Here is a 20,177-nt window from a genome sequence, read left to right on the forward strand (position 1 = left end):
ATATGTGTAAATAGAATAGAACTAATGCCATCAATATACTCATACTTATTTTTATAATACTTTTACCTACACTTTCCATAAATTTATATAACATTATATCCACCTTTTTTTATGATTAAGATTAACTAATGGTTATAATCAGTTATTAATCAAGGATTTTATAAGTGATTTCAAGATACTTGATTAATCTGGAACTATAAGAAATATACCCATACCCCTTCAGGTATAACAGTTTTATAAAAAAAAATAAAATAAAACATAACAATAAAAATTAAAATGAAATATATCTATTTTATTTTAATAATCCTATATTATTTTCCCTATTTAGAATTTATTAAAAAACATCATTTTTAATAAATTAAGTAATCCATAGTAATAATCTACTTTATATTAATTATTTAAATTCATAACAACTATACCTATACCCCTAAGGGTATAATAATTATTATAACAAAAATACTATATAAAGATATTCCAATCACAATAAAAACAAAACAAAAATAATGAATAAAAAATAAAATAAGATTAAATTCTAGAATAATAATCTATAATCTTAGACAAATCTTCAATAGCTTCAGAACTATCACCTTTATCAATAGCATCCTTTACACAATGATTCATATGTCCTTCTAGAATAATACTACCTACTTTATTCAGTGCAGATTTAGCAGCATTCACCTGCATTAAAACATCTTCACATGGAACATCCTTTTCAATCATACGATCTATGGCAGCAACCTGCCCTTCAATCTTTCTAAGACGTCTGTGAAGATTATCTAAATCCATACATTGTTTCATAAAAATACAACCTACTATAATATATCTTCCCTATCAATTTCTTCAATAGCAGACATTTTTCCAATAATTACCTTATCAGCAAGACCTGCAAAAATACCATTTTCTAAAACACCAGGGATAATATTTAATTCCTTTTCTAATTTATGAGGATTTCTGATTTTATCAAATTTAGTATCTAAAATAAAATTACCATTATCAGTTATAACAGGTCCATCTTTTTGAATACCCATTCTTAACTCTGGTTTTCCACCTAAATCAACAAGAGTATCTTTAACAACACGTAATGCTTCTGGAATAATTTCAAGAGGAACTGGGAATTTACCTAATTCTTCAACAACTTTACTTTCATCTACAATAACAACAAATTTTTTTGCAGAACTATCAACTAATTTTTCTAGTGTGTGTGCTGCTCCTCCTCCTTTAATTAAATCAAGTGTAGGATTTACTTCATCAGCACCATCAACAGCTATATCAATATCATATTCATCTAGAGTTGTTGTGTTAATTCCAGCTTCTCTAGCTTTTATTAAAGACTGATAGGATGTTGGTATTCCAAGAATATTCAATTCTTCATTTTTAATTCTCTCACCAAGATATCTTATAAAGTAGTGTGTAGTAGAACCAGTGCCTAAACCTACTATTTGACCATCCTTTATTAAATCAGCTGCTTTTTTTCCAACATTATCTTTTAATATATCCATATTTACCATTTAAATACACCTTTAATGACTTAAAATTACTTCTGTTAAATTTCTTCCATTTTTACAAACAAGTTCTGGACCAATTTCTTCAATTTGACACTTATCATCATTATACAATCCCTCAGGATAACATATATCATGATTTTCACATTCACATACACAGGTAGGATTTCTAAATATTATTGTAGAACCTTTATAAGCCTTTTTAGTTTCGACAGCAGTTCTAATAGTAGCAGGTTCAACTTCAACAGTTTGTACTCTACCATTTTTATGTAGTGGACATTTATGTGTAACTTTCTTAACATTAGTTATTATATATTTACGTCCCTTTTCAAGATTTAAACATGTTCTATTAAATCTACATGACTCACATTTACTTGAACCACCATAGAATATAAATACCAACCCTTTTTTTGCTAAACTTGTACCTATTAATGTAATCATAAATTATCCTCCATAATAAAATTATTCTATAACATGAGTTTTTAATGCTATATTTTCAGCAGCTTCTCTTGTTAAGCCACGATCACCTAAAATAGTATAACGTTCCTTGCGAATATTATGGGCTTGAATTAATGCTTCTATTATATATTCTTCATCAATACCCAATTCTTTAGCTGTTGTTGGTGCATTAACTTTTTCTAAAACAGATTTTATATTTTGCCAATCTCCACCTTGTAAATACATCATCATTATAGTACCAACACCACATTGTTCTCCATGTAATGCAGGTTTAGGTGCTATCATATCTAGTGCATGACTAAATTTATGTTCAGATCCACTTGCAGGTCTACTATTTCCAGCTATACTTATTGCCATACCACTACTTATTAAACCTTTAACAACAACACTTGCACTATTTTCATTGTTTGGATGAATATTATCTGCTTCATCAATCAATAATTTTGCAGTCATAACAGACAATGCTGCTGCTGAATCACTAAATGGTTCATTTATTAATTTATAAGCTAGTTTCCAATCTTCAACTGCTGTTAGATTAGATATAATATCACTAAATCCAGCTGCTGTAAAACGATATGGGGCTTGTGAAATAATAGTTGTATCTGCAATTAATGCAAATGGAGCATTAGCTTTTAATGATACAGTTCCTTTATCATTTTTTATTGATGCACGTGGAGATGCCATTCCATCATGTGCTGCTGTTGTAGGAACACTTATTAATGGAATATGATTTATTGTTGATGCCATTTTTGCCACATCAATTACTTTTCCTCCACCTACACCAAGTATTGCAGATGAATCTTTTGAATCTTTAACAACTTCTTCAACAGATTCTTCAGTAGCCAAATTAACTGTTATTTCTGAAATTTCATAATTTGATTCTTTTAAAATCTCAATAACATGATTTCCAGCAATTTTTTTTGTTGTAGGTCCTGTTAATATAGTTACATCCTTTTTTGGTAGTAAATTATCACATACATCACCAATTTCTTCTATGATTCCAGAACCAGAATGTATTTCACGTGGTAACTGTACATTTCTAAAATCCATTTTCTATTTCAGCCTACCTATAATTTTATTTTAATTAAAATAATTAAAAATATTATTAATTATATATATTTTTCTTTATTTATTAGAATTTCTTTTTATTAATAAAATTTTTTTAGAAAATAAAAATTAGAAAAATAAAAATAGCCCATTAAGATATTTCATTTTTAGATAATTATAAAATAAACAAGAAAAAGTAATATTTTTTATATATTATTAGTAATTTTTATTGAATTAGTATAATATAGTTTTTTATATATAAATTTAGGCTAATAAAAATACATACCATATTTAGTAGTTATTTTAAAGTATTTTTAAGAAAAAGTAAAGTATTTTTGAAAAAAATGTTGTGCAATAAAATCTAAATAAATTTTTTCAATTAAATTTAAATTTTATAAAGGGTATTTAAATACTTAGAACAATAAAACTTGGAAGTAGACAAAGGTGAAATAGAACATGTACTTCTTTGTAGAATTATATGTATCTATTATTTCTTTACTCAACATAAAAAATATGGAGAAAATCAAAATGACTGATATGAAAAAAATAATGGCTGAAATCGTTGGTACATTTATTCTTGTATTCTTTGGTACAGCATCAGTTGTATTAACATTATTTATCAATGATGGACAGACATTCCCAAGTATATATAATATTGGAATTACACTGCCTGATTGGATTGGAATTGGTTTAGCATTTGGTCTTGCATTAGTAGTTGCAATACATGCACTAGGTCCTATATCAGGGGCACATTTTAACCCTGCAGTAACTATAGGATTATGGGCAGGTAAAAAATTCCCAGGAAAAGATGTAATACCTTATGTAATTGCACAATTTATAGGAGCAATCATAGCTTCTGCTGCATTACTTGCAATTTCCGGTCCAAAAGCATCCACCATTGGAGCTTTAGGAGGAGTTGGACCATTTGGAGATATTTCAATAATAGGAATGTTCATTGTAGAATTCCTTGGTACAGCACTATTGATGTATGTAATTATGGCTACAGCTGTAGATAAAAATGCACCATCTATTGATGCAGCTTTAGATATAGGTTTAGTATTAGCAGGTATTGTTATTGCATTAGGTAACTTCACAGGTTGTGGAATTAACCCAGCTCGTGCATTCTCACCAATGCTTTTCAACTTCTTTGTAAGTGGAGCAAACGCATTTATATACTATCCTATTTACTTCATTGCACCTATTGTAGGAGCAATTGTAGCAGTATACTTATATGACTACTTCCATAAAGAAATAGGATACTAATATTATAGAAATTGTAATAATACAATTTTCTTTTATTACAATTTTTTTTTATTAAACTAACTTTTTTTAAATTAATTTAACTTATTATCATTATACTATAATACTAATATCTTATGAATACAAATACATATAATCCTTAAACAACAGTAAAACTGAAATAGTATAACTGAATAAATAAAACGACAGTACTTTGACCATTTACTTAATTTATTCTTTTGATAATTAATCACCAACACTTTAGATTGAGTAAGTTAAACTCTAAATACATATATGATAAATTATATATTTTTATTAAAAGAATTATAAAAAATATTTAAGGGATATGGATGTTAACAGAGAAAAATATTAAAAAATATGCAAGTACTGTTTTATTAAATACTGTGGATAATCTATTTGATAATAAAGAAACATTAATTAATAATTTTTATAAGGATTTTGTTGAATCAAATAAGAGAAACAAAAAACTAAAAAGTAATATAAAAGATAATGAAGTAGTAGATGAATATTTACTTGAAGAATTGGAAAAATCTTTCACACAGAATGATATTGGTCGTGTTTTACAAAAAGAAATGGTAAAAGCAAATGATAATGCAATTGCTGATTTAGCAAATGTATTAGATGAAAAACTACTTCCTGTTAGTAGAGACCTTAAAAATGTATTCAATGATGATGTAAAATACAATCAATTTAGAAAATATGTTACTGAAAACTTAGTAGTTTCAAATTTAAATCTTAATACTTCAACAATTAAAGCTCTTAAAACCATGAATATATCTGGTATTCAAGCTGCACAAATTATTCAACTAATAAGTCAAGTGGATAATTAAAAAAAAAGTTTAAAGAATCAGACAATTATATCTGATTCATCTATATATTTTGTAACTTCTGTAATTAAGTCATTAAATTCTCGTGATGTTCTATTTCTAGGTCTTGGTAAATCATTCTTAATAATTTTCTTAATAGATCCTGGTCTTGTTGAAAATACAACTATTTCATCTGCAAGATATATTGCTTCATCAACATCATGTGTTACAAATATGATTGTTCTATTTTTAGACATCCAATTATCAACTAATTGGGTTTGTAATTTTCTTTTTGTTAGTACATCCAATGCACTAAATGGTTCATCCATAAGTAGTGTTTTAGAATCATTAATTATTGATCTAATTATTGCAACACGTTGTTTCATACCCCCAGATAATTCATGAGGATATCTATTTGCATAATCTTTTAGTCCTACAGCATCAAGATATTCGAGTGCTCGTTTTGTATTTTCTTCCTTTGGTTTTCCAGCAATCTTTAATCCAAATGTTACATTATCCATAACTGTAAGCCATGGAAATAATGAATAATCCTGGAATATAAATCCTCTATCTTTTGAAGGTTGCTCTACTACTTTATCATCATCTGTAATTGTTCCTTCAGTAGGTTTTTCAAATCCTTCTATTAATCTTAGTAGTGTTGTTTTTCCACAACCTGATGGTCCAACAAAACAGACAAATTTACCAGTTTCTATTGTTAAATTAATGTCTTTTAATGCATAGTTTTCCTTATTTTCAGAAGTAAATTTTTTTGATATATTTTTTATTTCAAATGTCAACTTCATTCACCCTACCAAAATATTTTTTCTTGTATTTTTGTAAAAATATAATCAAAAATTATTCCAATAAATCCAATAAGTAACATACCTACAACTGTTGAACCAGTATCAAATAGATTAGTTGATGTTAATATCATGTATCCTATACCTGAACTTGATCCTATCATTTCACCAGAAATTGTACACATTAATGCTATACCTATTGCAACTTTTAGTCCAGATACTATGTATGGTATTGTTGAAGGTAGTATTACTTCTGTTATCATTTGTTCATTTGTAACACCAAATGTTAATGCTGATTCTATTAATACTTTTTTAGTTCTATGAACTCCATCTACTGTGTATACAAAGATTGGAAATACACATCCCATAAATATAATGAATATTGCTGGTAATGATCCTATACCAAACCATAATATTGAAAATGGAATCCATGCTATTGGAGGTATTGGTCTCAATACACTTACTATTACACTTGTTAATCTTTCAAAGTATTTAGACCAACCTGCCATTAGTCCTAAACTAATACCAACAATTGCTGCTATTATAAGTCCAAGAATTACTTTGTATAAAGTATCTAATATGTCAGTTACTAATCTTCCAGATGTTAATAGATTAATAAATGAATTGAATACTTCAACAGGTCCTGGAAATGTATATGATGGTAAAATCATTAAAACATCAGCTAAAATATACCAAATTATAATGAGAATTATAGGTAGTATTATTTTATCTAACCAATTATATGTTTTATCTTCATGTTTCATTTAATCACTTTTTGTTATTAAGTTAAAATTTTAATGTCATTATCTTAAATAATTGAATAAAAATGATAAGTAAAGAAAAAATAAACTTATTTTATGTTTTAAATTATTTTAAAGATATGGTATTATTAATTAACTAATATTATAATTATATTTATATATTTAATACTCTTTAATGTTTCTTAGTACAATTATATTATTATGTTATTTTTAATAATAAAATATTCTTCATTTATATACTATAAATACTGTATGATAATATAATAATTAAGTTTAAATACTACTTTTATTAATAAATAACAATGTGAAAAAAAGAATAACATTGTTAAATTTTATATTATAATCAAATAAAAATAACACATAGGGAGAAAAAAAACATGGCACATGAACTAATTTATATGGATAACTCAGCAACTTCACCAGTAGATGAAGAAGTATTAAAAGAAATGTTACCATACTTTAATGAAAAATTTGGAAATGCATCAACATTATATCGTCTAGGAGTAGATGCAAAAAAAGCATTAGACAAAGCAAGACAACAAGTAGCAGACCTTATCAATGCAGATGTTGATGAAATAACATTTACAAGTGGTGGAACAGAATCAGACAACATGGCAATAAAAGGAGTAGCACTAAGTGAAATTCAAAAAGCAACAGACAAAAACCCAAGAAACCATATAATCACAACAACAATAGAACACCCAGCAGTACTAGAAACATGTAAATTTCTAGAAAAATTTGGATTTGAAGTAACATACCTACCAGTAGACGAAGATGGATTAATAAGTCTAGATGACCTTGAAAATGCAATAAAAGAAAGTACCATCCTCATTACAATAATGCACTCAAACAATGAAATAGGAACAATCCAACCAACAAAAGAAATAGGGGAAATAGCACGCAAACACAACGTATTATTCCACTCTGATGCAGTTCAAAGTGCAGGAAAAATACCTGTAGATGTAAAAGACCAAAACATCGATATATTATCCTTATCTGGACATAAAATCAACGGACCAAAAGGAATAGGAGCAATCTACATTAAAAAAGGTGTAAGATTTGAAGTATTCATGCATGGTGGAGGACAAGAAAAAGGATTAAGATCTGGAACAGAAAACATGCCTGGAATTGTAGGATTAGGAAAAGCAGCAGAACTTGCAAGAGAAAATCTAGAAACAAGAATGCAACACAACAAAGAAATTAGAGATGCATTAATTGAAAAAGTAACAAGCCAAATTAAAGATGCATATGTAAATGGAAGTCTTGAAAAAAGATTACCAAACAATGTACACTTTAGATTCTCAGGAATTGAAGGAGAATCCTTAATTTTAAGATTAGACAATGAAGGAATTGATGGAGCAACAGGATCAGCATGTTCAACCCATGACCTTAAAGGATCACACGTACTTGCAGCTATTGGAGTAAAACCAGCACTATCACACGGATCACTAAGATTATCCATAGGTCCAGAAAACTCAATTGATGATGTAGACTACATAGTAGCATCAATTAAAAAAGTAGTAGATTACTTAAGAGAACTATCACCATTATGGGATAATGAAACAGATGAATATATTGGAGATAGATTTGAAAAACCATTAGAAGATGAAGATATAGACAGATACTAAATAGGTGATTAAATATGCAATATAGTGATAAAGTAGTAGATCATTACACAAATCCAAGAAATACTGGAGTAATTAAAAATCCAGATGGTGAAGGAACTGTGGGAAACCCAGTATGTGGGGATATAATGACAATCTACATAAAAGTAGATGATGACAACAAATTATCTGACGTAAAATTCAGTACATTTGGTTGTGGAGCAGCAATTGCTACAAGCAGTATGATAACAGAAATGGCTATTGGAATGGATGTTGATGAAGCATATCATATTACAAGAAACGATGTAGCAGATGAATTAGATGGTCTACCACCAATTAAATTACACTGTTCTAACTTAGCAGCAGATGCTCTTCAAGCTGCTATTGAAAATTACAGAGAAAAAAAAGAAAAAGGTGAATTATAATATTATTCATCCTTTAATCTTCTTTAATAGATATGAATTAATTTATTTAAAAAAAAAAGTTTACTAGTTTTATAAAAAAATAAAAAATAATAGGAGAAATTAATAAGTTTTTGAAATTAAAACTTTATAACTGGCATCTTTACCACAGTTAATACATGTTTTGTTTTCTAAATCTGATTCTTGAGTTCCAAGTACGTCAATATCAAATTTTTCTTCCATGTCTTTACCACAATCAGTTTCACCACACCAACTACATGTTATGATTCCACCTTTTTTATTGATTGTTTTCTTAATTTGTTCTGGTTTTTCAATGGCAAATGTTTTTTCTTCTTGGAATTTATTTGAAGCTTCCTTCATATCATGAGTAATACTATCTAATCTATCTTTAACAACATCTACAATAGTATTTTCATCATAATCAACAAATTCCTTATTACCAGTATCTCTTCTATTTATTACAATAGTATTATTTTCTATATCTCTAGGTCCAACTTCTATTCTTAATGGAACACCACGTTTTTCCCATTCATAATATTTTTTACCTGGTCTTAATTCACGTTTATCTTGTTTTACTCTAATACCATTATTTTTTAATAATTTTTCAAGATTATCAGTGAAATTTAAAACAACATCTTGATTTTCTTTGAAAATAATAGGTATGATAATTACCTGTTCTGGTGCTACAACTGGTGGTAAACTAAGTCCTTTTTCATCACCATGCGCTGCAATAAGAGAAGCTATTACACGATCTGATAAACCATAACATACTTGGTGAACATAATCATGTGTTCCATCTTCATTTTCAAATTGTATATCGAATGTATGTGCAAATGTTGTTCCAAGATTATGTACTGTAGCTATTTGTAATGTTTTACCATCAGGCATAATCATATCAAATGCCATTGTATATTTAGAACCTGGGAATTTATCCCATTCTGGTCTTTTACTGATGGAATATGGAATACCTAATTCATCAAAAAAGGTCTTATATATTTCAATACCTTCCATAACTTCTTTTTCTGCTTCTTCTTCTGTTGCATGAGCAGTATGTGTTTCATTGAAAGTTGTTATTTCACGTACTCTTATTAATGGTCTTGTATGTTTTGTTTCATACCTGAATGTATTAACTGTTTGATACACTTTTATTGGTAAATCCATATGTGAACGTACCCATAGAGAAAACATTGGATAAATAGATGTTTCACTTGTTGGTCTTAGTGCTAAATGTTCATTAAGATCACGTTTTCCACCTTTTGTTACCCAATAAACTTCTTCTTCAAAACCTTTAACATGTATTGCTTCTTTTGCTAATTCACTTTGTGGAATTAACATTGGAAATAATACTTCTTCATGATCTTTATCAAGCAATTCTTGAAGGGCATTAAGTGCATATTTTCTTATTTGAAAACCTCTAGGTAGCCATACACTCATACCTTTAATAGGATATCTGGCATCCATTAATTCTGCTTCTTCTAATATGTTATGAAACCATTCACTAAAATTTTTCATAAAGTCACCTATACTACTTTTTTTTGATATGTTAATTAGATAAAAATTAGAGTTAAATCTAAAAAATAAAAAAGTTATTATAAATAGTTATGTTTTTTAACAATAATAAAATTTTAGAAAAAATATATTCTAAAAATATAAAAACTATATTTAATTAAAAACAACAATAGATACTAATAATTATAAAATAATAATTTAAAAACAAACATGAACATATCTTTTGTTATAAAAAAAATATCACTAGAGGTTATTAAAAATGTTATTGTGCACAACTGAAAATATTGGACATGAATATGAAGTTATTGGTCTTGTACGTGGAAATTGTATTCAATCAAAAAATATTGTAAGGGATTTTACACAGGGATTAAAGAATATTGTTGGTGGAGAACTTGGTGAATATACTAAGATGATGGAAGAAGCTCGTACTACAGCAACAGATAGAATGGTTGAACATGCTACTAAATTAAATGCTGATGCTATTGTAATGATACGTTATGGTACTGGTTCTGTTAGTCCTGAGTCTGCTGAAGTTTTAGCTTATGGAACTGCTGTTAAATTTACAGATTGAAATTAATCTTTTTTTATTAAAAATTCTATTTTTTTTAGAATAATATATTTATTTTTTTAGACAATAATTAATTATGAATAAAATAATTACTATAATACCTGTATCTAGTTTTAATAATTCTAAAACACGTCTTTCTCCATTTTTATCTGAAAGTGAGAGAACTAATCTACTAAAAGTCATGTTGAAAGATATTGTTAGTAATATTCAAGATCATGTATCTGATATTATAGTTACTAGTAAGGATGAATATGTTCTAAATTATGCAAAATATCTTAATTTAAATGTTTTTAAGGAAAAAGAACATGAACATGATTTTTTAAATAATGCTATTAGTGATGTTATTAGTTATATTATTAAAAATTATGATAATTACAGTGTTATGATATTACCAGCTGATATTCCACTTTTTAACTCTAGAAATATGAAGTATATTCTCAAAAATAGGGATGATTTTATTATTTCACCATCAAAGGGTGGTGGTACTAATTTATTATACATAAATAGAGAATATAATTATAAGCCATTATTTGGTGCATTTAGTTTCTTTAAACATGTTCAAGAGGCTAAAAATAATAATTTAGATGTTAATATTTATGATTCCTTTTATTTATCATTGGATGTTAATACTCCTGAGGATTTAGGTGAGATTTTATTACATGGAAGAAATACCCATACATATAATTATCTTAGTAATTTAAATATTGGTGTTGAAAGTAATCATGGAAAGGAGCGACTTTATGTCTATAGAAAAAATGAATAAAAAATGTAGTATGACTATTGCAGGACTTGATCCTTCTGGTGGAGCTGGTATTATTGCTGACTGTAAAACATTTCATGCTCATGGTATTTATGCAACATGTGTAGTTACAGCAGTTACTGCTCAAAATCCATATTGTGTTACTGGTATTGGTGGTGTTGATTTAGATTTAATTGAATCTGAAATTGATGAAATTTTATCTGTTTATCCAATTAGATATATTAAGACTGGTATGTTATATTCTGGTGATATTATAAAGCTTGTATCTAGAAAGATTAAGGAGTATGATTTAAGGGCTGTTGTTGATCCTGTTATGGTCTCTGAGTCTGGTGGTGATTTAACTGGTAAGTCTTTTATTGAATATATGAATAAATATTTAGTTAAAAATTCATTTATTATTACACCCAATATACATGAAGCAGAAAAATTATCAAATAAAACAATTACATCTGAGGAAGATATGATATCTGTTGCAGAAAAATTAAGTAAAGATAATTCTGTTGTAATTACTGGCGGACATATGCAAGGAAATGATATACTCTATTGTGATGATGAAATATTTAGAATTGAAGGTAAATTAATAAATTCAGATAACACCCATGGAACAGGATGCATATATTCCTCAGCAATTACAAGTAGATTAATAGAAGGCTATAATTTATATGAATCATGTAAAAAAAGTAATGAATTTATTAGAAACAGTATAAAATATGGATTTAATAAAACACCATATCAATTCTGGAAAAATATAGAATTCTAAAAAAAAATAATAGCATATACTTACAATGTATATGCTTCATCCTGATTTAATAATGAAAAACCATTACTAGTTAAAATTTCTTGAGATTTATCATTATTTTCAGTTCTTAATACAACTAAAGCTTTTTGAGTTTTCTTTTCTACAAAAGCATAGATGTATTCCACGTTGATATTTTCTTCATTTATTAAATCTAATGCAGCTTCAAGACCTCCTGGTTGGTCTTCTACTTCTATTGCTAAAACTTCAGCTAAACTAACTGCAAATTGTTCTTTTTCTAGTGCATCTTTAGCTTTATCTGGATTTGATACAATCATTCTTAAAATTCCAAATTCTGATGTATCTGCAATGGATAAAGCTCTAATATCTATATTATAAGATTTTAAAGTATACAATGCTTTATGTAATCTTCCACTCTTATTTTCTAGAAATACTGATACTTGTTTAATTGGCATACTCACACCCCTTAATTAAAATTTCTTTTATCAATTACACGTACTGCTTTTCCTTCACTTCTAGGAAGAGAGTATGGTTCTGCTAGAGTTACTTTTACTCCAATACCAATAGCTTCTTTTATATTTTTAGCTATTGTATGTTTAAATGCTTCTAAGTCCATCATTGAATCTGAGAAATTAACTTGATCAATTTCTACTTGAACTTCTATTACATCTAATGTATCTGGTCTAGATACAACTATTTGATATGCTGGAGATAATTCTTTCATTTCCATAATTACCTCTTCAATTTGTTTAGGGAATACTATTACTCCTTTTACTTTAAGCATATCATCACTACGTCCAGTGATTCTATTCATTCTAACTGTTGTTCGTCCACATTTACATTTTTCATAGTTTAAAGAAGTAAGATCCTTTGTTCTGTATCTTATAACTGGCATACCTGTTTTTGTAAGGGAAGTGAAAACTATTTCTCCTTCTTCTCCTTCAGGTAGTACTTCCAGAGTTTCAGGATCTATTATTTCTGGATAAAAATGATCTTCTGCAATATGCATACCCTCTTTTATATGACATTCTGTTGACACTCCAGGTCCCATTACTTCTGTTAATCCATAGATGTTTTGAGCAGATATATCGAATTTTTCTTCTAATTTATTACGAATCTCTTCAGACCACATTTCTGCCCCAAATACTCCACCTTTAAGAGATACATCTTTTGGATTATGACCTTCTTTTTCTAATGATTCTGCAAGATACAATGCATATGAAGGTGTGCAACATAAAAAGTCTGCTGGGAAATCATGTATGAAGTTTAATTGTCTTTTTGTATTTCCTGAAGACATAGGTACTGCTAGTGCTCCTATTTTTTGAGCTCCATATTGTGCTCCATGACCACCAGTAAATAGTCCAAATCCATATGCTATGTTTACAATACTATTTTTATGTACTCCTACACTTGCAAGTCCACGTGCTGTTACTTCAGCCCATATATCAAGATCTTTTTGTGTGTATGCTGCTACTGTAGGAATTCCTGTTGTACCACTTGTTGAATGTACTTCTTTCCAGTCTTCTTTAGGTGCTGCTTGTAAGTCAAAAGGATATGTATTTCTTAAATCATCTTTTGTTATAAATGGTAGTAATTGTATATCTTCTAATGTTTTAATATCATCAGGTGATACATTATGTGCATCATATAAATCTCTGTAAAATTTCACATTATCATATGCATATCTTACTACTTTTTTAAGTCTTCTTAGTTGTAATTCTCTGAATTCTTCACGAGTCATACATTCTCTTTCTTTGTTGAATATGTAAACATCTTCTTCTTTAAACTTTGCCATGATTGTTTCCTCATTCTATTGTAAATATATTTAAATTAAATGTTTTATTTTTTATATCCTCTTTGGATAATTCAATTAGACAGGCATGTCCATTTCCAGCATCACCAGGATTTATTATTGTTGTTTTTCCTATAGTGTCTTGTCCTATTGATTCATGTACATGACCACATAGATTTAATGTAGGTTGTGTTTCTTCAATGATTTTTCTTATTGATTTACTTCCCACATGAACTCCTGATTCTATTTTATCTGCATTTGTATCATATGGAGGTGCATGAGTTACAAGTATTGTGAATGAATCAGAACTTAATTGATTATTGAATTTACTTAATTTTTCATATAATATTTCTTCACTAAATTCATTTGGTGTATCAAATGGTGTAGGATTAGATCCACCAAAACCAAGTATTATCATCTCATCAATATTTGAAACATTATCATGTATATTAGTTATGTTAGATTTATCAAGTAAATCTGGTGAATTAGCAGGATCACAATTTCCCTGTAAAGCATATACATTTGCATAATTACTAAATTTATTGAGTATTTCAACAAAATAATCCTCAGGGCCAAAATCTGTAATATCCCCAGTGATTATAATAGAATCTACTGAATTATTATCTAAATAATTAAATATTTTATCAGGAGATCCATGAATATCTGTAAGTACTAATATTTTCATTATAATATATCCCCATAAAAGTTACTAAAATTATATAATTAAAATTTTCTAATTTAAAGTTAATAACTTTTAGTATAATATCATAAAAAAATAAGCTAATATATAAAACTAAAAAAAAAGAGTGTATATTTCTAAAGTAACACATACATCTAGAAATATATTTTAATATAAAAGAATTATCCTTGCATCTGTTCATGGAAAAATGGACTCATTTCTTTTAGTGCACATTGTATGTTATCTTTCTCACCAAATACAAATACTGAAACATCATTATCATCAAATTCTATAATAACATTTTCATATTCACATATTTCCATAAATCTTTCTTCTTGAACAGGTTCTTTGAAATTAAATCTAATGAAATCGAAGTTTGCAGGCATTCCTGGAATAAATTTAGATTGAATTTTAACATTTTTAAATACTTCTTTTCCCTGGGATGCATCAAACAATTTCTTCTCCCAATCTTTAACAAAGTCTTCACCTTCAATCTGTGCAATATCAAGTAAAGTTTGTTCTACCTCATTTAATAGAGAATCTATACGTGGTAATTCTTTTGCCCTATCAGGTTCAGTTGGATCATCCTTATAAAAGTTGGTTAATGCTCTTGCATATTGAAGATTTTGTATAACTTCTTGTGGTACTTCATATGATTTTATTAATTTCTTCAATAAATGATCAAGAACTGTCCATCTTAACTCCAATGGATCTTTGTTATCAGTGACCATTTAAATGACCCTCTAATATGTTTCTTACATTGAAGTTGTATATTTCACCATCTAATGATTCTTCAATTTCCTTATCAATTTCTTCCATTGAATTATATGAATCAAGGAATAAAACATGATAACTTGTTGTATCCTTAACTTGTAGTATAGCAATAGGCACTGTATCATCTAATTCTTTTTTATCAATTGTTGCCTTATATTCTACAAATTTCTCATAATCTTCTGGTAAATCCTTTAGTGTGAATACACCTACTAATCCAACAATAAATTTTTGCATATAAAATAACTCCTTATAATTTTTAATTTAAATTCATATCTTTATTTTTTTACTTTATTTTTTTCATATTACTATAAGTATCTTTATTTTATTCTAATTTAATAAAGGTATTGATTTTTCATGATAAAATAACCCATATATAATTAATTAAAAAGAGTTTATATTTCTAAAAATAAAAGTAGTATGTTATTAATGGGAGGTTAGGGGAGAAAAATATAACTTTAAAGTTATATTTTAAAGTAAACACTTATTCTTCTCTAGGTGTGTTCATTTTTTGAACTAATTCAGCTGGGTCAACTACTTGTTTATCAAGTGTTAAATCTTCAGGAGATAATCCCATTGCTAATCCATATAATTGAGCTAAGTGTAATACAGGTATTGCAAAGTCAGTATTGTATCTTTCATTTACTTCTGTTTGACCTACATCAAATTGCATGTGACAGAAAGGACATACATCAACAATTGCATCTACGCCTGCTGCTTTCATGTTTTCAAGTTTTTCATGGGTAAAACTTGTTGTAACATCAAGATCTCTTGCTCTAAGACCTCCACCTGCTCCACAACACATCATTTTGTCTGCATATGGTACAGATTTTGCTCCTGTAATTTCTACAAGTTCATCTAATATTTTAGGGTTTTTAGGATTGTCTATACCTATTTCATCACTAGGTTTTAAGAAGTGACATCCATAGTGTACTGCAACATTTAAATTTAAGTCTTTTTCAAATGCTTCTGCAATTTTTTCAAGACCTATATCGTTATATAATACTTCTGCAAAGTGTCTTACGTTACTTTCACCTTTGAATTCACGACCAATTTCAGATAAAGAACCATTTACTTTTTCTTTGAATTCTTTGTCTTCTTTTAATAAGTCGTTTGCTTCATGAAGTGAACCAAAACATCCATTACATTCTGTTAAGATGTCTGCTCCCATATCTTCTGCAATTGTTATGTTTCTTGCTGCAATTGTTGCCCAGGTTTCTTTATCAAAAGAACCAAATACACCTGGTGCAGGACAACAGGAAGCTCCATCCATATCTGTTAATTCTACACCTAATTTGTCCATAAGTACCCTTGTAGATTTTTCAATACCAGGGTATCTGTTGTTCATTATACATCCTAAAAAGTAAGCATATGCCATATTATTATCCTCCTTATTAAATTGTTGAAATTTATTCTTTTATGTCTCCAGCTGCCCAATCGTAGCCTATTAATTCATCGAATCCAGTAGCTTTGATTAAAGTTTGTACTTCTTCTAATGCTTCTGGGAATTTGTGGGTTGTTGCTGGTATTTCATCAAGACCAATTTCTTTTCTTAAAGTTTTTACTTTGTCGTTAATTGGTACAGCATGACCAGTTTTTGCAACAAATGAACCGGTTTTTTTATGTGATAATGCCATGTAACCTTCATGTGCTGCTACATTTCTGATTGCTTTTACAATTTCTACAATTTTAATATCACGAGGACATCTTTCTTGACATTCATAACAGGTTGTACACATCCAAATTGCATCGTCTGAAATTACTTGATCTTTTAATCCTGCTAATGCTTTTCTTACTAATCTTCTGATCATGTAAGGAGTTCTTCTACCAGAAGGACATGCTCCTGAACATGTTCCACATTGGTAACAAATTGCTAAACTTTCAGATCCATTTGCCATTATTTCATCTTTAAATGTAGGATCTACATCTTTATCAGTAATTAAGTATTCACTTTCATTTAATAATGTCATTTTTTCACTCCATTGATAAAATACACAATATAAAAAAATTATTTTTTATAAAGCTAAGAATTTAATTTTACATCTAAAAAAAGATATTTCTAGATGATGTTAATGCACCTAATTCATCAACAATATTGGCTGACTTACTCTCCAACCTAAAGATTGGAAATTCCCGAGTAATAAACTAGTATAGTTTAAATTAATCGAGCTAGCTCCCATAGTCTATGGGTTTATTTAATCATAGCACCATCTTTTTAGGTTATTTATTATATTCAAACCATATTTAATGTTACTAAGATTTTATTCCTTCTGTTTGTCTATTTTATCCCTAATCTATTAGAGATTAATGTATTCATAGACCAGAAGGATAAATTTTTAATAGTTAACTTGTAGAAATTTACAGCTTAATTAATTATAAATTTCTATTAATAGATTAATTGTATTTATTATATAAATATATCAAAAAAAATAAGTTGTGTTACCTAAAAGATTACACCAATTATTGTACTAATAAAAATATACTATAAAAAACAAAATAATAAGTAGAAAAAAAATAATATGGGAGAAAAAATAGAAAATGTTAAAGATTATTTCACATGATGGACCCTCAAGACAAGGACAATGGCGAGAATATAAAACACCTCATATAATAGACTATAATATAGTAGATATTGTTAAAAATATAGCAACACCATTTAAAATACAAAAGGAAATAGCACAAGAAAACATGGAGCAAACAATAGAACTTGCAAAAAAAGAAGAAAATAAAGATAAAATTGCAGTTATACAAGGAGCACAATATACTGATATTAGAGTAGAATGTGCAATGGAATTAGAAAAACTTGGATACAGAACATTGATGTTTGCAAATACAGATGAATTACAAAGAAATCCAGAAAGTCTACTAGATATAATAATCAAAACTAGAGAAAATATAAATCCAAACACCACATTGTACTTTCCATTTGCAACAACACAAATCATACCAATACTAGCATACCTTGGAATTGACTTATTTGACACATCCCGTGCAATATATGAAGCAAAATATAACAATCTAATGACAAGTACAAACATATATCCCCAAGAAAACTATAAAATAACAGACAACCTAGAACAAGAAAATATAAATCAATTAAATTTTACAATAAAAGAAATTCAAGAAAACATAAAAAATAAAACACTAAGAAATTTAACAGAACAAAAAGCAGCAACAAATCCTGAAATCATGACATTACATAGATTACTTGATAAAAATTATCAAAACTATCTACAAAAATATACACAACTATATTAAACTCCCATAAACCTTTTTTTAAAATAAAACTAGTTTTCCTAAAAAAAATAAAAAAAGGAAGATACTCTATTATCAAACACATTATTTACTAGCTTGAGCAATAATTCGATTATATGTACGCCTGGCAGTAGCACCATCATAACCTATATAAACAAAACATTGTGTGTTATCATGCTTTGTACATATTATTTGATAAAAACATGTTCTTTTATCATGAATAAATTGAATGTCTTTATAAACATCATGTGATATATGAGTACCCTTAATAAATTCTACAGATCTATCCTCTGAGTAGTTCAATTTAAACACTTCTCATATTTATTTATATTATTTATTACCTTCTACCAACTAAATATTTTTTTTAAATATCTAATTATATTATATGAAAAACACAATATAAAATACTTATGAAAAAATTATAAAAAATCTTTAAGTAACTCTTTATCAACATCAGCTAATGTAATCAATGCCTCAGCCTCAATAAAATGTAAATTAGCAGGAACTATTATACAATGTAAAGGTTTACCAAAATCAAAATTCTTTACATCACTAACTCTACCACCCTTTACAATAGGATGTTTACTACCAGCTTGAGCAATACCAATAACAATACGATCATCATCAAATACATGCTCTTTACGTTCAGATTCAACTTTAGATAAATAATCTAATGCCTGATTAACAGTCATATATCTATCCTTATGAGCTTGAATATCAAGTAATACAAGTGTATGAAGACCCATTTGAGAATTTAATTTAATAGCATCATATGGTGAATGTGGAAAGAAATTCTCATCAGGAAAAGGAACAGTGGTTGTTTTACCAAATTTATAAGCTTGAAGACCACTGATACCTGGAGCTGCAGAAAAAATACTACTACCATGTATAATCTGTGTTTTGATTCCCTTATTAATAGCTTCAACATATAATTCTGTATGAGTAGTTGCCATTAAAGAGTCACCTGCAGTAACAAAAGCAATATCCTTAGTCATTGCTTCTTTAATAATAACATTAGCATCTTCAACATCTTCACGTTTTAATGTAATAAATGGAACATCTAATTTTTCAATTAAATTATCAATATTACCACCCATTAACTTAGCAGTATAAAATTCAGCATAAATACAATCAACACTCTTAAGAGCTTTAAAACCCTTATATGAAATATCATCTTCACTAAATAATCCTAAACCAATAAAATATAACAATTAAATACACCTCATTATAAGAAAATTAAAAATATTTTTTTAATTAATTTTTAAAAAAGTTAAAACCATTTACAAAAAATAAATAGTTATCTAAATATTAAGTATATAACTAATAATACATAATTTTTTATATTAAAATAAAATTGTTATATTAAAAAACTAGTTTCTTTGTTAAGTTAATTTATTTTATATATTAAAAAAAATAGATTCTTTT

General features: G+C 27.6%; 23 protein-coding genes and 1 pseudogene. 8 read left to right on the forward strand and 16 right to left on the reverse strand.

Going from position 1 to position 20,177, the window contains the following annotated elements:
* Nucleotides 1-525: 525 nt before the first annotated feature.
* From BZ132_RS04750 to BZ132_RS04765, 4 genes are read right to left on the reverse strand one after another with little or no spacing between them, the layout of a single operon-like run.
* Nucleotides 526-798, reverse strand: a complete 273-nt coding sequence (locus tag BZ132_RS04750) for a metal-sensing transcriptional repressor (protein WP_011406581.1) — start codon at nt 796-798, stop codon at nt 526-528.
* 14 nt (nt 799-812) lie between these two features.
* Nucleotides 813-1,508, reverse strand: coding sequence for a ribose-5-phosphate isomerase RpiA (gene rpiA, locus BZ132_RS04755; protein ID WP_011406582.1), 696 nt, complete (start codon nt 1,506-1,508; stop codon nt 813-815).
* Nucleotides 1,509-1,520: 12 nt separating this feature from the next.
* Nucleotides 1,521-1,943, reverse strand: a complete 423-nt coding sequence (locus BZ132_RS04760) for a UPF0179 family protein (protein WP_011406583.1) — start codon at nt 1,941-1,943, stop codon at nt 1,521-1,523.
* Nucleotides 1,944-1,964: 21 nt separating this feature from the next.
* The gene (locus BZ132_RS04765) at nt 1,965-3,011 is read right to left on the reverse strand and encodes an NAD(P)-dependent glycerol-1-phosphate dehydrogenase (RefSeq protein ID WP_011406584.1); all 1,047 of its coding nucleotides are present in this window, start codon (nt 3,009-3,011) and stop codon (nt 1,965-1,967) included.
* A 525-nt stretch (nt 3,012-3,536) separates the two neighbouring features.
* On the opposite strand from BZ132_RS04765, the gene BZ132_RS04770 reads away from it, so the two are divergent.
* Together BZ132_RS04770 and BZ132_RS04775 are read left to right on the forward strand one after the other, a co-directional pair.
* Entirely contained in the window at nt 3,537-4,271 is a 735-nt protein-coding gene (locus BZ132_RS04770) for an MIP/aquaporin family protein (protein WP_011406585.1), read from the forward strand.
* A gap of 326 nt (nt 4,272-4,597) precedes the next feature.
* Nucleotides 4,598-5,098 carry a hypothetical protein gene (locus BZ132_RS04775; protein WP_011406586.1) on the forward strand — a complete coding sequence of 167 codons (501 nt, stop codon included), beginning with the start codon at nt 4,598-4,600 and terminating at the stop codon, nt 5,096-5,098.
* Nucleotides 5,099-5,115: 17 nt separating this feature from the next.
* Here BZ132_RS04775 and BZ132_RS04780 read toward each other — a convergent pair whose 3' ends face one another.
* Nucleotides 5,116-5,871 carry an ABC transporter ATP-binding protein gene (locus BZ132_RS04780; protein WP_143740861.1) on the reverse strand — a complete coding sequence of 252 codons (756 nt, stop codon included), beginning with the start codon at nt 5,869-5,871 and terminating at the stop codon, nt 5,116-5,118.
* Nucleotides 5,872-5,882: 11 nt separating this feature from the next.
* The gene (locus BZ132_RS04785) at nt 5,883-6,638 is read right to left on the reverse strand and encodes an ABC transporter permease (RefSeq protein WP_112149613.1); all 756 of its coding nucleotides are present in this window, start codon (nt 6,636-6,638) and stop codon (nt 5,883-5,885) included.
* Nucleotides 6,639-7,027: 389 nt separating this feature from the next.
* Here BZ132_RS04785 and BZ132_RS04790 point away from each other — a divergent pair, with 389 nt between their 5' ends.
* On the forward strand, nt 7,028-8,263 hold the full coding sequence (locus BZ132_RS04790; protein ID WP_048059872.1) for a cysteine desulfurase family protein: 1,236 nt from the start codon (nt 7,028-7,030) through the stop codon (nt 8,261-8,263).
* A gap of 14 nt (nt 8,264-8,277) precedes the next feature.
* Nucleotides 8,278-8,664, forward strand: coding sequence for a Fe-S cluster assembly scaffold protein NifU (gene nifU, locus BZ132_RS04795; protein WP_011406590.1), 387 nt, complete (start codon nt 8,278-8,280; stop codon nt 8,662-8,664).
* Between the two features lie 99 nt (nt 8,665-8,763).
* Here nifU and proS read toward each other — a convergent pair whose 3' ends face one another.
* On the reverse strand, nt 8,764-10,173 hold the full coding sequence (proS, locus tag BZ132_RS04800; protein WP_112149614.1) for a proline--tRNA ligase: 1,410 nt from the start codon (nt 10,171-10,173) through the stop codon (nt 8,764-8,766).
* Nucleotides 10,174-10,429: 256 nt separating this feature from the next.
* Here proS and BZ132_RS04805 point away from each other — a divergent pair, with 256 nt between their 5' ends.
* From BZ132_RS04805 to thiD, 3 genes are all read left to right on the forward strand, one after another.
* A complete protein-coding gene (locus tag BZ132_RS04805) occupies nt 10,430-10,741 on the forward strand; it encodes a heavy metal-binding domain-containing protein (RefSeq protein WP_011406592.1) in 312 nt (103 codons plus the stop codon).
* 73 nt (nt 10,742-10,814) lie between these two features.
* Nucleotides 10,815-11,501, forward strand: coding sequence for a 2-phospho-L-lactate guanylyltransferase (cofC, locus tag BZ132_RS04810; protein WP_112149615.1), 687 nt, complete (start codon nt 10,815-10,817; stop codon nt 11,499-11,501).
* Nucleotides 11,479-12,258: a bifunctional hydroxymethylpyrimidine kinase/phosphomethylpyrimidine kinase gene (thiD, locus tag BZ132_RS04815; RefSeq protein ID WP_112149616.1), complete on the forward strand. Its 780-nt coding sequence runs from the start codon at nt 11,479-11,481 to the stop codon at nt 12,256-12,258. Before cofC ends, thiD begins: the two co-directional genes overlap by 23 nt.
* 20 nt (nt 12,259-12,278) lie before the next feature.
* Here thiD and BZ132_RS04820 read toward each other — a convergent pair whose 3' ends face one another.
* From BZ132_RS04820 to hdrC, 7 genes and pseudogenes are all read right to left on the reverse strand, one after another.
* A complete protein-coding gene (locus BZ132_RS04820) occupies nt 12,279-12,710 on the reverse strand; it encodes an amino acid-binding protein (protein WP_011406595.1) in 432 nt (143 codons plus the stop codon).
* A gap of 11 nt (nt 12,711-12,721) precedes the next feature.
* Nucleotides 12,722-14,050, reverse strand: a complete 1,329-nt coding sequence (locus BZ132_RS04825) for a phenylacetate--CoA ligase family protein (protein ID WP_112149617.1) — start codon at nt 14,048-14,050, stop codon at nt 12,722-12,724.
* 10 nt (nt 14,051-14,060) lie between these two features.
* A complete protein-coding gene (locus BZ132_RS04830) occupies nt 14,061-14,732 on the reverse strand; it encodes a metallophosphoesterase (protein ID WP_011406597.1) in 672 nt (223 codons plus the stop codon).
* Nucleotides 14,733-14,908: 176 nt separating this feature from the next.
* Complete coding sequence (locus tag BZ132_RS04835) at nt 14,909-15,457, reverse strand: DUF2096 domain-containing protein (protein WP_011406598.1); 549 nt, start codon at nt 15,455-15,457, stop codon at nt 14,909-14,911.
* Nucleotides 15,447-15,734 (reverse strand): DUF749 domain-containing protein, encoded by a 288-nt coding sequence (locus BZ132_RS04840; protein ID WP_011406599.1) that lies wholly within the window; start codon nt 15,732-15,734, stop codon nt 15,447-15,449. Before BZ132_RS04840 ends, BZ132_RS04835 begins: the two co-directional genes overlap by 11 nt.
* 247 nt (nt 15,735-15,981) lie before the next feature.
* Nucleotides 15,982-16,875: a CoB--CoM heterodisulfide reductase subunit B gene (hdrB, locus tag BZ132_RS04845; RefSeq protein ID WP_011406600.1), complete on the reverse strand. Its 894-nt coding sequence runs from the start codon at nt 16,873-16,875 to the stop codon at nt 15,982-15,984.
* A gap of 31 nt (nt 16,876-16,906) precedes the next feature.
* Nucleotides 16,907-17,473: pseudogene (gene hdrC, locus BZ132_RS04850) on the reverse strand (CoB--CoM heterodisulfide reductase subunit C); the annotation flags it as partial.
* 562 nt (nt 17,474-18,035) lie between these two features.
* Here hdrC and BZ132_RS04855 point away from each other — a divergent pair.
* Nucleotides 18,036-18,755, forward strand: a complete 720-nt coding sequence (locus BZ132_RS04855) for a hypothetical protein (protein ID WP_011406602.1) — start codon at nt 18,036-18,038, stop codon at nt 18,753-18,755.
* An 81-nt stretch (nt 18,756-18,836) separates the two neighbouring features.
* Here BZ132_RS04855 and BZ132_RS04860 read toward each other — a convergent pair whose 3' ends face one another.
* Nucleotides 18,837-19,055 (reverse strand): hypothetical protein, encoded by a 219-nt coding sequence (locus BZ132_RS04860; protein WP_011406603.1) that lies wholly within the window; start codon nt 19,053-19,055, stop codon nt 18,837-18,839.
* 116 nt (nt 19,056-19,171) lie between these two features.
* Nucleotides 19,172-19,963, reverse strand: coding sequence for a diphthine synthase (dph5, locus tag BZ132_RS04865; RefSeq protein WP_011406604.1), 792 nt, complete (start codon nt 19,961-19,963; stop codon nt 19,172-19,174).
* Between the last annotated feature and the right edge of the window lie 214 nt (nt 19,964-20,177).

The sequence above is a fragment of the Methanosphaera sp. DEW79 genome (assembly GCF_003266085.1).
Lineage (GTDB): Archaea > Methanobacteriota > Methanobacteria > Methanobacteriales > Methanobacteriaceae > Methanosphaera > Methanosphaera stadtmanae.

Excerpts from the sequence above, each read along its gene's own strand:
- hdrB (WP_011406600.1), bottom strand. The coding sequence starts at position 16,875 with ATGGCATATGCTTACTTTTTAGGATGTATAATGAACAACAGATACCCT.
- BZ132_RS04765 (WP_011406584.1), bottom strand. The coding sequence starts at position 3,011 with ATGGATTTTAGAAATGTACAGTTACCACGTGAAATACATTCTGGTTCT.
- proS (WP_112149614.1), bottom strand. The coding sequence starts at position 10,173 with ATGAAAAATTTTAGTGAATGGTTTCATAACATATTAGAAGAAGCAGAA.
- BZ132_RS04770 (WP_011406585.1), top strand. The coding sequence starts at position 3,537 with ATGACTGATATGAAAAAAATAATGGCTGAAATCGTTGGTACATTTATT.
- BZ132_RS04840 (WP_011406599.1), bottom strand. The coding sequence starts at position 15,734 with ATGCAAAAATTTATTGTTGGATTAGTAGGTGTATTCACACTAAAGGAT.
- BZ132_RS04760 (WP_011406583.1), bottom strand. The coding sequence starts at position 1,943 with ATGATTACATTAATAGGTACAAGTTTAGCAAAAAAAGGGTTGGTATTT.
- BZ132_RS04835 (WP_011406598.1), bottom strand. The coding sequence starts at position 15,457 with ATGGTCACTGATAACAAAGATCCATTGGAGTTAAGATGGACAGTTCTT.
- thiD (WP_112149616.1), top strand. The coding sequence starts at position 11,479 with ATGTCTATAGAAAAAATGAATAAAAAATGTAGTATGACTATTGCAGGA.
- BZ132_RS04775 (WP_011406586.1), top strand. The coding sequence starts at position 4,598 with ATGTTAACAGAGAAAAATATTAAAAAATATGCAAGTACTGTTTTATTA.
- BZ132_RS04825 (WP_112149617.1), bottom strand. The coding sequence starts at position 14,050 with ATGGCAAAGTTTAAAGAAGAAGATGTTTACATATTCAACAAAGAAAGA.
- cofC (WP_112149615.1), top strand. The coding sequence starts at position 10,815 with ATGAATAAAATAATTACTATAATACCTGTATCTAGTTTTAATAATTCT.
- BZ132_RS04830 (WP_011406597.1), bottom strand. The coding sequence starts at position 14,732 with ATGAAAATATTAGTACTTACAGATATTCATGGATCTCCTGATAAAATA.
- BZ132_RS04855 (WP_011406602.1), top strand. The coding sequence starts at position 18,036 with ATGTTAAAGATTATTTCACATGATGGACCCTCAAGACAAGGACAATGG.
- BZ132_RS04805 (WP_011406592.1), top strand. The coding sequence starts at position 10,430 with ATGTTATTGTGCACAACTGAAAATATTGGACATGAATATGAAGTTATT.
- rpiA (WP_011406582.1), bottom strand. The coding sequence starts at position 1,508 with ATGGTAAATATGGATATATTAAAAGATAATGTTGGAAAAAAAGCAGCT.
- BZ132_RS04785 (WP_112149613.1), bottom strand. The coding sequence starts at position 6,638 with ATGAAACATGAAGATAAAACATATAATTGGTTAGATAAAATAATACTA.
- BZ132_RS04750 (WP_011406581.1), bottom strand. The coding sequence starts at position 798 with ATGAAACAATGTATGGATTTAGATAATCTTCACAGACGTCTTAGAAAG.
- BZ132_RS04820 (WP_011406595.1), bottom strand. The coding sequence starts at position 12,710 with ATGCCAATTAAACAAGTATCAGTATTTCTAGAAAATAAGAGTGGAAGA.
- nifU (WP_011406590.1), top strand. The coding sequence starts at position 8,278 with ATGCAATATAGTGATAAAGTAGTAGATCATTACACAAATCCAAGAAAT.